We start from the raw sequence: 11,963 nt of genomic DNA on the forward strand, positions 1-11,963 counted from the left end.
GGAGAAGGGTGGTTCGTGGCATAAGGTAGATGGCTGTTGCGTTCCACAGGGGCGCATGCAATGACCGCTCGGCGGCCGCGAGAGCGGTATCACCCCGGTCGAAGCCCACCACCCCCGGTGGGCTCCCGAGCCGGGCGGAGTCTCCGTCTGGATGTTGGACGGAGATCTGTTGAAGTCGTACCTCGCCGTGCTCGGTACGCCCGGAGCCTGGCGGTTCCTCGTCCCCGCGTTCGCCGCGCGCCTGCCGTACGCGATGCTCCAGCTCGGCGTCCTGCTGCTCGTGCAGTGGTCCACCGGTTCGTACGGTGTGGCGGGTGTCGCCGCTGCCGCCGCCGCGGTGGCGGCAGCGCTGGCCGGCCCGCAGACCGGGCGGCTGGCCGACAGGTACGGTCAGCCGAAGGTGCTGTTCCCGCAGGTCGCCCTGCATGCTGCCGCGCTGGGCACGCTGCTCGTGCTCGCCTCCGCCGGTGCCCCGGCCCCGGCGCTGGTGGTCGTCGCGGCCCTGGCCGGTGCCACGGTGCCGCAGATCGGTTCGATGGTCCGGGCCCGCTGGGCGCACCTGCTCGGCGGCTCCGGCAGGCTCGACGTGGCCTTCGCCCTGGAGTCCATCACCGACGAGCTGACCTTCACCCTCGCCCCGGTGCTGCTGGTGGCCATCTCGACCGGGTTCTCACCGGTCTGGGCACTGCTGCTGGCGCTGGTCATGATCGTGGCCGGAACGCTGTTGTTCGCCCTGGTCGGCAAGGGCGCTCCCGAGCCGATCCCGGTCCGGGTCCGTGCCCGGCGCGGGGTGCTCCGGCTGCGGGGGGTGGCCGTGCTCGCGGGTGCCTTCGTCGCCATCGGTACCGTCTTCGGCAGCCTCCAGGTCGGCATCACCTCCTACACCGCCGCACTCGGCCAGGCCGGAACGGCGGGGGCGATCTACGCGACCTTCTCGGGGGCCAGCTTCGTCGGCGGCATCCTCTACGGCGTCGTCCGCTGGCGGGTGGGTGCCCCGATCCGCCTCGTGGCGGGCGTCGGACTGCTCTCCGCCGCCACGGCCGTCCTGATGTTCGCCACGTCCATCCCCATGCTGTACGGCGGGGCGGCCCTGGCCGGGTTCGTCATCGCCCCCGCGGTGATCACCGGCTACACGCTGGTCGAGACCCTGGTGCCCGGCGAGGTCAGGACCGAGGCGTTCACCTGGCTCACCGGCGCGATCGGCCTGGGCATCGCGACCGGCGCCGCCGTGGCCGGTCAGCTCGTGGACCGCTTCGGCGAGACCCTGGCCTTCCTGGTCCCGCCGGTCAGCACCGGCCTGGCGGCCGTGCTGGTTTTGATCTTCCTCCGGACCCTGAGGCCTGCCGTTCAGCACTCACAGCCCCGCGAGCTGGCTGCCGCCGCCTGAGGCATACCCGGCTCTCCGCCTGCTGCGAGAACCTGGGACGGACAGTGATCACCCCTGTCCTCACGCCAGAGGAAACACGTCCAGTCGAACACGCGATGATCGTCCGATCAGTCATGGGGCGGCATGATCGGAGTATGTCCGAGCTGGTCAACCCGCTCGGAGCGACTGCGGCTCTGACGCGAATCGCGGAGAGGGACCGTGTCGGGGCGGTCCCTCCGGCGATGAGGCGGGTCAGGCGCCTGCGGCCTGGCGGGCGCGGCGGGCCTCGCGGCGCTCGACGAAGCGGGAGGCGGTGGTCTCCAGGCGGTCGAGGAACTCGGCGAGCTCCTCGCGGGCCTTCTCACCCTCGGCGCCGAGGTCCTTCATGTTGAACACGTCCCACTGACGCAGGACCGGCTGCAGCACGTCGTCCATGTGCAGGCGCAGGTCGTAGATCCCGGCGTGGGCGATGGTCATGGCCTTGCGGGTGAAGCCCTCGATGCCGGTGCCGGGCATCTGGAAGGTGGTGACGACGTCGGTCACGGCGCGCATGGTCTGGTCGGGGGCGAGCTGGAAGGCCGCGTTGAGCAGGTTCCGGTAGAAGAGCATGTGCAGGTTCTCGTCGGCGGCGATCCTGGCGAGCAGGCGCTCGCAGTTCGGGTCCTGGGATGCCTTGCCGGTGTTGCGGTGCGAGATGCGGGTGGCCAGTTCCTGGAAGGAGACGTAGGCGACCGAGGCGAGCACGCCCTCGTAGGAGTTGCTGAAGCCCTCGCTCATGTGCACCATCCGGGCCCGCTCCAGCGCGACCGGGTCGACCGCGCGGGTGACCGTCAGGTAGTCGCGGATGGCGGTGCCGTGGCGGCCCTCCTCGGCGGTCCAGCGGTGCACCCAGGTGCCCCACGCCGCGTCGCGACCCAGGGTCGTGGCGATCTCGTGGTGGTAGCTGGGGAGGTTGTCCTCGGTCAGCAGGTTGACGATGAGGGAGATGCGGGCCTCTTCGGGGATCTTGGTGTCGGACTCGTCCCAGGCGTCCCCGTCGAAGAGGCCGTCATAGTTCCGGCCTTCCGCCCAGGGAATGTACTCGTGTGGGAACCACTCCTTGGCCACCTTGTGGTGTCGGTCCAGCTCCCCCGCGACGACGGGCTCAAGCTCGAGCAGCAGCTCGGTCTCACTGAACTTTCGCATCAGGCCTCTCCCTCAAAGACTACGCAACCGTAACCTACGTTAGCGTAGGTAAGACCTTGCCTGGTACGTGCGACACGTCTCATTTGCTCGCCGGTAAGCGAGCGGAGGGGATGGCTTTGTTGTCAGCCGAGACCTATCGGCTGGTGAGGGCGCCGGGCGTCGTCCGGGCCGGGCTGGATGGGGACCGTCACACCCCGGTCGCTCCCGGGCCGCCGGTGGCCGAGGCGACCGGTCGCGTCGTCGCCGTCCAGGTGGCCTGACCGCAGGGCGGCGAGGAAGACCAGTGTCATCTCGGAGAGCAGCAGCAGACGCTGCGCCAGGCCGTAGTGGTCGGGGCCGCCGATCAGGTCCGAGATCAGCGAGCCCGGGTGGGCGGCCAGGAACCAGGCCAGCAGCGCCACGGACAGGACGGCCGACCCCGCCAGTGCCCGGCTCCCGGACCGGCGGCCGAGCATCCACCCCGCGCAGGGCAGCGCGGTGAAGACAACGGCCGCCGACCAGCGGTGGATCTCCCCGCCGATCGAGGTGACACCGGGCGCCGCGTCGGTGGGGAACGTGGCGGTGAGCAGGAGTCCGAGTGCCGAGGCGACGAACAGCGCGCGCGCCGCGGCGCCGCGCACCGGGTCCACCCTGGCCAGCAGGTACGCGACCCAGAGGCAGCCCATGGCCAGGGCGATCGTGCCGCCGGTCATCGCCCAGGCGCTGTCGCCGCGCAGCGCGTACTCGCTGACCAGGCCGTGCAAGGGGCTCACCGCGCCCGCCGAGGTCAGGTGCGCGTAGCCCATCGCGGCCAGGGCGAGCAGCGGCCCGGCCATCCCCGGCAGCCGGGACGGCAGGTCCTTGTTCATCGCGCAGCCTTCCGGTGAATCGCTGTGGAGTTCATCGCCCCGCCTCCCGGTGAATCGTCTCGGGGTTCATTGCATCGCCTTCGGTGCTTCGCCTCGGAGTTCACCGCGCCATGTCCTGGTAGATCACCGTGCGCTCGGGTGCTCCGCCCCGGAGCGCGCTCCACGGGATCACCGCGCCACTTCCCGGTAGATCGCCTCGAACCTGGCCAGGGAGGCCTGGTGGTCGTGGGTCAGCGCGATGGCGCGGCTCGCGGTGCCCATCGAGGCACGCAGCCCGGGTGAGGCGAGCAGGGCACTCAGGTGCCGCGCCAGCTCCTGGACATCACCCGGTGAGAACAGGGCGCCGTTCTCGCCGGGCCGTACCAGGTGCGGCAGGGCCATCGCGTCGGCGGCGACGACCGGCAGGCCGGTGGCCATGGCCTCCAGCGTGGCGATGCTCTGCAGCTCCGCGACGCCCGGCATGGCGAAGACGTCGGCGGCGGCGTACGCCTGGGGCAGCGCCTCGTCCGGTACGAATCCGAGGAAGGTCACCCGGTCGCCGACTCCGATCCGGTCGGCCAGCCTGGCCAGTGCGGTCCGTTGCCCGCCGGTGCCGACCAGCGCGATCTGCGCGTCGGCGTTGTTGAGCACGTGCGGCAGGGCGCGGATGAGCTCGTCCAGCCGCTTCTCCTCGTCCAGCCGGCCGACGAACAGGATCGTGTCCCGGTCGGGCAGGCCGAAGGCCCCGCGCGCCCACGCCTTCGGCTCGGCGCGCGGCTGGAACCTCGCCAGGTCGATGCCGCAGGAGACGGGTTCCACCGGCGGGCCGAAGCCCTTCGCGGTGAGCAGTCCCGCCGCGATCCTGGTGGGCGTGGTGACCCGGTCCGCCCGGGAGAAGACCCGGTTGAAGTCCTTCCAGGCCAGCGCGCCCGCCCTGGTGCGGAGCCGTTCGGGGATGTGCGCGAACTGGAAGAGGTTGTCCGGCATGAAGTGGTTGGTCGCCACGACGGGGATGCCGGCACGCCGGGAGGCGGAGATCGCCGCGCGGCCGACGATGAAGTGCCCCTGGGTGTGGACCACGTCAGGGGAGATCTCGTCGATGAGCCGGTCCAGCCGGGTCGGCACCGAGACGCGCATGGTCGGGTGGACCAGCACCGGCGCCGAGCGCAGCCGGTGCACGGTCACTCCCTCCACCCGCTCGGTCCTGGCCGGGCCGGTGTCCGAGGCGCACACCACGTGGACCTCGTTGTCCCGCTCGGCCAGGCCCCGGGCCAGCCGGTGCGTGAAGTAGGCGGCGCCGTTCACGTCCGGCGGGTAGGTGTCGGTGGCGATCAGCACCCGGCGAGGCCGGGTGGGAAGGATGGCGGGGGCCCGCGCGGGGATCGGCAGGGCGGTGGCGGACGGCATGGCCATCAGGACTCCGTTCATCGTGCTGTTCATCGTGCTGTCGCGTCGGGCGACGGGGACATCGGGGTGGTACGGGCCAGTGAGACGGTTCCGGCGGCGGTGAGCGCCGCCGCCGCCAGTGCGGTGAGCACCGCCGCCACGCCGGTCGGCAGTGGTTCACCGAGCAGGAGGGCGCCGAAGACGACGGCGGTGAGGGGGTCGGACACTTGGAGGGCGGCGAAGGCGACGCCGAAGTGGCCGACGGCGTAGGCGCGCTGGAGCAGGGCCAGTGCGATCAGAGCGGGCATCGGGACGGCGAGCAGGAACCAGAACTCCCCGTTCCCGTCGACCAGGACCCGGGTGAGCGTGGCGGTCGCGCCGTACAGCACGCCCGCGCCCATGGCGAGCAGGCAGGCTCTCGCGGCGGGGGAGGCGTGCCTGGCGGCGGCCCACAGTGCCAGGGAGGCGGTGGCCGCCCCCGCGAGCAGGGCCACCGCCTCCCCGGTGCCAAGGTGTGGGTCGCCGCTCTGGTCGGGCACGACCAGCACCAGGCCGATCAGCCCGATCGAGATCACCGCGGCGGCGGCCAGCTCGCCCGGCCGCGGTCTGCGACGTCGCAGCGCGGCGGCGCAGGGCAGGGCGAACAGCAGGCTGGCCACGCCCATCGGCTGTACCACGGTGAGCGGGCCGTACTTCAGCGCGACGACGTGCAGGGCCGTGCCCGCCGCGATGGCCAGGCCGCCGAGCAGCCACCTGGGGCGCCGGACAAGGTGCCTCAGCAAGGCGCGGGAGGTGCTCGACGCCTCGAACTGCTGCAGCGCGGCGCCGAGTGCGAAGAACAGGGAGCCCAGCAACGCCAGGCCTGCCGCCAGCACGGTCATGCGCACTCCTCCCAACCAGATGAAGCCACGGCGAGATGACCGGATCGCCTCGGGAAGGCGTCCGGTGGGGGTCTCGCGATGAACAGTGGAAGCGTCCCCTGGCGGGAGGTGCCGGAGCCATCGGGGTTAACCCTGACTTGGCAGGGAATTCCCCGAGATTCGCATCGGGGCTGTTGACTGGCTGGCTTCTCTTATCATAGTTTCGCGGGCATGGATCTCGTGGGCGCCTGGCGCCTGGTCGAGTGGCGGATCGTCAGTGCCGGGGGAAGGGTTTCGCACCCCTTCGGCACCGACGCGGTGGGGCTGCTCTGCTACACCCCCGACGGCCACATGAGCGCGACCATCGCGCGCGCCGGGCGATCCCCGCTACCCGGTGCCAGCCCGCGGAAGGCGCCCCCGGAGGCGCTGGCCGAGGCGTTCACCTCGTTCTTCGCCTACGCGGGCCGCTACGAGATCCGCGACGGGCACGTCGCCCACGACATCGAGCTGTCGCTCAACCCGGCCTTCGCCGGCACCGTCCAGATCCGCGAGCTGAACGCCGACGGCGACCGTCTGGTGCTGGCGGCGGAGGAGGACGGCCGGTGGCACACCCTGATCTGGAAGCGATCATGAACGCCGCCGCCGGTGGAGTGCTTCGGCGTCCGGGGGCTCCCTTCGCCGTCAGTCACCGGAGGTGACCAGGCTCGCCTGCGGTTCCGCCGGGACCCGGCGCCGGCGCAGGTAGCGGACGGCCTCGACCACGGCGGTGATCGTCACGGCGATCCCGAGACCGAGCAGCAGGCCCTTGACCGGGTCGTTCTCGAAGGCAGCGCCGCCCACGTAGCCGATCAGTCCCGAGTAGAGCGCCCAGGACAGCGCGGCCACCGCGTCGAAGAGGGCGAACGAGCGCCGCGGGTAGGCGACCGCGCCCATCGTGAGGGTGCAGGCGGTCCGGCCACCCGGGATGTAGCGGGCCACCACGAGGATCAGCCCGCCCCGCTCCGCCAGCGCCCGCTCCGCCCAGGCGAACGTCTTGCGGCTGCGCCTGCCGTTGCGCAGCCGGTTGTTGGCGCCGCGCCCGATGGCGTACGAGACGTGGTCGCCCGCGAACGCGCCCAGCGCGGCCGCCGCGATGACCAGCGGCAGGTCGGGCGCGCCGGTGGCGGCGGCGAACACCCCGGCGGTGATGACCGAGGTCTCCGCCGGCACCACGGGGAAGAACCCGTCGAGTAACGCCAGCGCGAACAGCGCCAGATAGATCCAGGGAGATGCCATCGCATCGTGCAGGGTGTCAAGGATTGCCTGTGTCACACCGGGCTCCAGTCAGGGGGCGGGGATGTCTCGCACGGAACGCTGACACCCCTGGCGATCCCCGGGTATCCGGGAGAACCCCCGGGGTCTCCGGTCATGTCCCTGAGATCACCACGAGATCCGTCCCACCGACCCTAGGAACCGGGCGGGGCCCGTCACATCCTCCGAATGGCCCCACCACCTCCGACTTTCGTCGGGGAGTGACCGGGCTCGGGGTCCCCGCGTATGGAGCGGGGATGCTCAGTTGAGCTGCCAGATGGCGAGATTCAGCGAGGACGCGTAGGTCACCCAGAGCAGGTAGGGGGCCAGGAGCCAGGCGGCGGGGCGGCTGATCCGCCAGAACAGCACGATGTTGAGCACGATGGCCGACCAGAGGACGACGATCTCCGCGAACGCCAGGCCGTACTGCCCGGCACCGAAGAACAGCGGTGTCCAGGCCGCGTTGAGGACCAGTTGGACCGCGTAGACACCGAGCGCCGGGGTCAGGCCGCGCGCCGACCAGGCGAGCCAGCCGGACAGGGCGATCATGACGTACAGCACCGTCCAGGCCGGGCCGAACAGCCACTGCGGCGGTGCCCACGGCGGGCGCTTCAGCGACAGATACTCACCGCCGGCGTTGACCGCCGCCAGTGACCCCACCACCGCCACCAGCACGAGCGCGATGACGAACACCGGAAGCCCGGCCCAGCGTTTCGGCATCCGACCCATGACCATGCGAACCTCCCCGCCCTCTTTTCGCGCGTCCACCGCACGGCGGTTGCCCGCTAGGCGGGCGGGGTGGCGAGGGGGTCGTAGTGCAGGCGGCGTAACACCCGGCGGAAGGCGTACAGCGAGAAGGCCACGGCCAGGCCGCTGATCACGGCCACGGTCGAGGTACGGACCAGCAGGTAGGTGCCGATCGACTCGTGAAGCAGCAGCCAGATGCTCACCGCGGAGTTGGCCAGCAGCACGAAGGCCCACAGCAGGGTGATACGGGCGAAGAACCGGCGGACCCGCTCGTGTTTCAGCACCGCCGACGGCAGGTGGATGTAGTCGAGGGTCAGTCGCTGCACCAGCGGGCGGTTGAGCCGGACCGAGGCGAGGAAGACCATGCTGATGCAGATCGTCCCCAGTTCGGGCTGGAGGAAGTAGAGCACCGCGCTCCCGGTCCAGAACCCCAGCAGCGCCCGGACGGTGATCGCGATGACGGCGAGGATCATCGTCCCGGGCACCGGGATCCGCCGGACCAGCCGCCACCCCACTCCCGCGTACACCCAGGTGACCGCCGCGACCAGCGCGCCCCGCAGGCCGAGGAGGGCCAGCGCGGCGTAGAAGACGGCCAGGGGGGCGACGACGCCCTCAAGCAGTCGCGGCGCCGCCTGTCTGGCCAGGGCGGCGAGGCGGGGGAGGACGATGGGCTGATGGCTCATGACGCTCCACGGGCTGGTGCGGTGGTGGGCGCTGGATGTTCGCGCCTACCCCGGCACGCCGTATGCATGCCGGCCATGTCGAGGGCGATCGCGGAGACTGCCGTCTCCGGCTGTTCACCGGCCACTCACCGTATCTGACCGAGGTCCAGCATCTCGTGAAAACCGCTTATTACCATCTCAATCGGGTGCGAGGGAGGTGTGAATTATTACGATTAATGAAGAGGATCACTTGCCCGGTAACGGTTGAGAAACGGAAGCTTTCCCGATTGGGTCCGGTCCGCGACCATGGGAGACATGGCAGTGCTGAGCACGCGCGCGTCCAGCCGTTCCACCGAGGGCGTTGCGAATGTGGCGGCCCAGCTCATCGGCTGGCCCGACCTGGCGCTGAAACGCACCCGCAGGGGGCTGGGATTTCGCTCCGGCGGCCGGGAGATCGTCAGAATGTCCGGCGATCACACCGCGGAACTGCTCCTCACCACCGACGTGATCGACCGGTGGGCCCGGGTGCTCACCGACTGCCGGCGGGTCACTCCCGGCGCGGACGCCGGGTGGGTGGCCATGACCATCGAGGGGCGGGCCGACGCCGAGTTGTTCCTCTCGCTGGTCAGCGTCGCGATCAAGGTCAACCAAGGGTCGCGGTAGCCAGTCGCACGCCGAAGCCGATGAAGAGCGCGCCCACGCCCGTCCGCAGCGCCGTCGACATGCCGCGGCGGGCCCGGAACTGGCCGGCCAGGAACGCGCCACCGAAGATCAGCGCCGACAGGTAGAGCACGCTGAACAACTGGCAGATCGCACCCAGGATCAGAAACGACAGCGCGGGGGTGCCGTAGGCGGGGTCCACGAACTGGATGAAGAACGAGATGAAGAACAGGATCGCCTTCGGGTTCATCAGGCTGATGACCAGGGCCTTGCGGAAGGGGCTCTCCGCGATCCGCTCCGGTTCCGGGGCCGTCGCCTGCGCGGCCTCGGGAGAGCGCCGTGAGCGCCAGGCCCCCCGCAGCATCTGGAACCCGATCCAGGCCAGGTAACCCGCCCCGGCGTACTTGACGACGTTGAACAGGATCGGCGTCGACTTCAGCAGCGACGCGACCCCCGCCGCGGCGAGCACCATCAGGACGGTGTCGCCGAGGAAGACCCCCATGACCCCTCGGTACCCCTGGCGTACCCCGCGCTGGGCGGCGGTGCTCAGCACGTACAGCGAGTTCGGGCCGGGCAGCAGGATGATGAAGAAGGCGCCGACCACGTAGGTCCAGATGTCGGTGATGCCAAAGAACATGGTGGTGCTCCAGGGGGCGTTACGGGATGCATCGCTACCGTACCGCCGGAAGTGTGCTCGCCGACCCGCGGGTCCGATGGTCAACGGGCGAGCTCGACCGGTTTACCTTTAATCCCTATCGGCTTAACATGAAATCGCTCGGGGGTGTACCGCGAAACAACGAGTGAGGTCGTGAGATGAGCGAGACAGATCCCCCTACCGCGGACGACGGCCGGACGGCGATCAACGAGGACTGGGCGGCGACGGTCGTCGGGCTCGTGCTCCTGGCGCTGGTGCTCGTCGGCGTCATCCCCGTCGGGCTGGTGCCCTGATGAGCACCGGGAAGCGAGAGAAGGTAGAGATCGGCGCGGCCGGCGGTCCCGCGGCCGCCTCCGGGGGCGGCCTGGGGTGGGCGCTGCTCGGCGTCCTGGTCGTCCTGCTGCTGGCCGCGGCCACCCGTTACCTGGACAGGAACGTGCCGGATCTGCTTGAGGGCACCGCGCTCGGGGACGTCGGGGCCGCCGTCGAGTATCCGGTGTACGCGATCATCCTGGGACTGGCGGGAAACGCGGTCCTGACCGCGACCGGGCTGCGCGACCGCCTCGCCGGAGGTTTCCGCACCGAGTTCTTCATCAAGACCGGCCTCGTCCTGCTTGGTGCCTCGATCAACCTCAAGGTGATCGTCACGGCCGCCGGTCCCGCGATCATCCAGGCGATCGTGCTGATCACCGCGGTTTTCCTGTTCACCTGGTGGCTCGGCGGCAGGCTCGGCCTGGACGACAGGCTCCGCGCGCTGCTGTCGGCCGCGGTGTCGATCTGCGGGGTGAGCGCGGCCATCGCGGCGGCGGGCGCCGTCCAGGCCAGGCGCGAGCAGCTCGCCTACAGCGCCAGCCTGGTGATCGCCTTCGCCCTGCCGTCCATCTTCATCCTGCCCTGGCTGGCCGGGGTCTTCGGGCTCAGCCCGGAGGTGGCGGGGGCGTGGATCGGCGGCAACATCGACACCACCGCCGCGGTGACCGCCGCCGGCGCGATCGTCGGGGACGACGCGCTCGCGGTGGCGAGCATCGTGAAGGTCACCCAGAACGCGTTGATCGGCGTGGTGACCATCGCGCTGACCGCCTACTTCGCCTTCCGGATCGAGCGCCGCGCCGACGCGGCACGCCCAGGGCCGGGAGAGTTCTGGCGGCGTTTCCCGAAGTTCGTGCTCGGCTTCGTCGCGGCCTCCGTGATCGCCACCTGGTGGCTGTCCACGGTGACCGCTGCGGACGGCAAGGCGACCATCGGGGTGGTCAACGACCTGCGGGTCTGGTTCCTGATCCTGGCCTTCGTCAGCATCGGCCTGGAGTTCCGGGTGGCCTCGCTCAGGGAGGCCGGCTGGCGTCCGGTAGGGGTCTTCGCCGCCGCGACCCTGGTCAACGTGGTGGTCGCCCTCGGGTTGGCGCTTCTGCTCTTCAGTGGTTTCGACATCGGGTGAGAGTCGGGTGAGCGGGCGTCCGGTGCGGTTCGCCGCACCGGGCGCCCTAGTCGTGTCGGGGAACGATCGACAAGGTAATCGCCGCGCGCTTTGGACCGTTCCTATCCGATAGGGCGGCGGCTGACGTTTTTGGGCCTTGTGGCAGGACTCTGTCAAGGCTACGATCACGACAACTCTTAGGAAACTTTCCTAAAAGAAGTGCCGAATGGGGGTGCCCTTGGCTCGTGCGCCCCCTGTGACCAGATCATGAGCTGCGAAAACTCGGCGGCGCGAGCCGCCGCAACCGAAGGCCCGACCGTCCGGACGCCTCACCCCCCAGGTTCCACGTCCATGGGAGCGATCATGCGGCGCACCTTTCCCCTCCTCGTCCTGACTGCGGTTGCAAACCCTGGTCGCGCCCTGCCCGCGCCCGGTGCCCTCGCCCCGGCCCTGCCCGGCGCCCCCGTCCCGGCCGCTCTCGGCGCCGCCGTCGCCGCACTCTCACCCGCCGATCGACGATGCCCGGAGCATGCGACGGCGGAGGCACCCGCGACCCGATGAGCCCGGCGGTCCCCGGCGTACCGCGCTGATCAACGGAACGGTCTCACCACGGCGAGACCGCACCCACCTCGCCGTACGGCTCGCGCCCACGTTCGCGCCCGCGCACCTCCCCGCGTGGCGCGGGCCGTACGGTCACCACCCCCCACAGAACGCATGAGGTTAACGTGAAATTACGCGCCATCGCTCGTTCTCTCGTCGCCCTGGCGGCCCTCGTCCTGGCGATGACGGTCGCACTACCCGCCCAGGCAGCCTCGGCCACCGCCGTCTTCACCAAGGTCTCCGACTGGGGGACCGGCTTCGAGGGCAAGTACACGATCACCAACGGCGGCACCACCACGATCAACGGCTGG

The 11,963-nt window shown here is 70.5% G+C and carries 14 protein-coding genes; 6 read left to right on the top strand and 8 right to left on the bottom strand.

Annotated features, from left to right (window positions below; translation table 11 throughout):
• The first annotated feature begins 151 nt into the window (after positions 1 to 151).
• Positions 152 to 1,387 carry an MFS transporter gene (locus ABT130_RS05845; RefSeq protein WP_350953200.1) on the top strand — a complete coding sequence of 412 codons (1,236 nt, stop codon included), beginning with the start codon at positions 152 to 154 and terminating at the stop codon, positions 1,385 to 1,387.
• A gap of 231 nt (positions 1,388 to 1,618) precedes the next feature.
• Here the strand turns inward: ABT130_RS05845 and ABT130_RS05850 are convergent, their stop codons facing one another.
• The 4 genes from ABT130_RS05850 to ABT130_RS05865 all read right to left on the bottom strand — a co-directional run bounded on the left by ABT130_RS05850 (position 1,619) and on the right by ABT130_RS05865 (position 5,645).
• The gene (locus ABT130_RS05850) at positions 1,619 to 2,551 is read right to left on the bottom strand and encodes an acyl-ACP desaturase (RefSeq protein WP_350953202.1); all 933 of its coding nucleotides are present in this window, start codon (positions 2,549 to 2,551) and stop codon (positions 1,619 to 1,621) included.
• 122 nt (positions 2,552 to 2,673) lie between these two features.
• Entirely contained in the window at positions 2,674 to 3,399 is a 726-nt protein-coding gene (locus ABT130_RS05855) for a DUF998 domain-containing protein (protein WP_350953204.1), read from the bottom strand.
• A 168-nt stretch (positions 3,400 to 3,567) separates the two neighbouring features.
• Positions 3,568 to 4,806 carry a glycosyltransferase gene (locus ABT130_RS05860; RefSeq protein WP_350953206.1) on the bottom strand — a complete coding sequence of 413 codons (1,239 nt, stop codon included), beginning with the start codon at positions 4,804 to 4,806 and terminating at the stop codon, positions 3,568 to 3,570.
• An 8-nt stretch (positions 4,807 to 4,814) separates the two neighbouring features.
• A complete protein-coding gene (locus tag ABT130_RS05865; protein ID WP_350924249.1) occupies positions 4,815 to 5,645 on the bottom strand; it encodes a DMT family transporter in 831 nt (276 codons plus the stop codon).
• A gap of 210 nt (positions 5,646 to 5,855) precedes the next feature.
• Here ABT130_RS05865 and ABT130_RS05870 point away from each other — a divergent pair, with 210 nt between their 5' ends.
• A complete protein-coding gene (locus tag ABT130_RS05870) occupies positions 5,856 to 6,257 on the top strand; it encodes a lipocalin-like domain-containing protein (RefSeq protein WP_350953208.1) in 402 nt (133 codons plus the stop codon).
• Between the two features lie 48 nt (positions 6,258 to 6,305).
• Here the strand turns inward: ABT130_RS05870 and ABT130_RS05875 are convergent, their stop codons facing one another.
• From ABT130_RS05875 to ABT130_RS05885, 3 genes are all read right to left on the bottom strand, one after another.
• Complete coding sequence (locus ABT130_RS05875; protein WP_350924253.1) at positions 6,306 to 6,935, bottom strand: DedA family protein; 630 nt, start codon at positions 6,933 to 6,935, stop codon at positions 6,306 to 6,308.
• 240 nt (positions 6,936 to 7,175) lie between these two features.
• Positions 7,176 to 7,649, bottom strand: coding sequence for a TspO/MBR family protein (locus ABT130_RS05880; RefSeq protein WP_350953210.1), 474 nt, complete (start codon positions 7,647 to 7,649; stop codon positions 7,176 to 7,178).
• Positions 7,650 to 7,699: 50 nt separating this feature from the next.
• Positions 7,700 to 8,344: a VC0807 family protein gene (locus ABT130_RS05885; RefSeq protein WP_350953213.1), complete on the bottom strand. Its 645-nt coding sequence runs from the start codon at positions 8,342 to 8,344 to the stop codon at positions 7,700 to 7,702.
• A 294-nt stretch (positions 8,345 to 8,638) separates the two neighbouring features.
• Between ABT130_RS05885 and ABT130_RS05890 the strand changes: the two genes are divergently transcribed.
• The gene (locus ABT130_RS05890) at positions 8,639 to 8,986 is read left to right on the top strand and encodes a luciferase domain-containing protein (RefSeq protein WP_350924259.1); all 348 of its coding nucleotides are present in this window, start codon (positions 8,639 to 8,641) and stop codon (positions 8,984 to 8,986) included.
• Here the strand turns inward: ABT130_RS05890 and leuE are convergent.
• Positions 8,967 to 9,620, bottom strand: a complete 654-nt coding sequence (gene leuE, locus ABT130_RS05895) for a leucine efflux protein LeuE (RefSeq protein ID WP_350924261.1) — start codon at positions 9,618 to 9,620, stop codon at positions 8,967 to 8,969. The two genes, ABT130_RS05890 and leuE, sit on opposite strands and share 20 nt — an antisense overlap.
• A 176-nt stretch (positions 9,621 to 9,796) precedes the next feature.
• Between leuE and ABT130_RS05900 the strand changes: the two genes are divergently transcribed.
• The 3 genes from ABT130_RS05900 to ABT130_RS05910 form a co-directional block, all read left to right on the top strand.
• Entirely contained in the window at positions 9,797 to 9,931 is a 135-nt protein-coding gene (locus tag ABT130_RS05900) for a hypothetical protein (protein WP_350924263.1), read from the top strand.
• Complete coding sequence (locus tag ABT130_RS05905) at positions 9,931 to 11,073, top strand: YeiH family protein (RefSeq protein WP_350953215.1); 1,143 nt, start codon at positions 9,931 to 9,933, stop codon at positions 11,071 to 11,073. Before ABT130_RS05900 ends, ABT130_RS05905 begins: the two co-directional genes overlap by 1 nt.
• 704 nt (positions 11,074 to 11,777) lie before the next feature.
• Positions 11,778 to 11,963 (top strand): cellulose binding domain-containing protein (locus ABT130_RS05910; protein WP_350953216.1); only part of this gene is annotated, 186 nt, incomplete at its 3' end.

Source organism: Streptosporangium sp. NPDC001681 (assembly GCF_040298085.1).
GTDB lineage: Bacteria > Actinomycetota > Actinomycetes > Streptosporangiales > Streptosporangiaceae > Streptosporangium.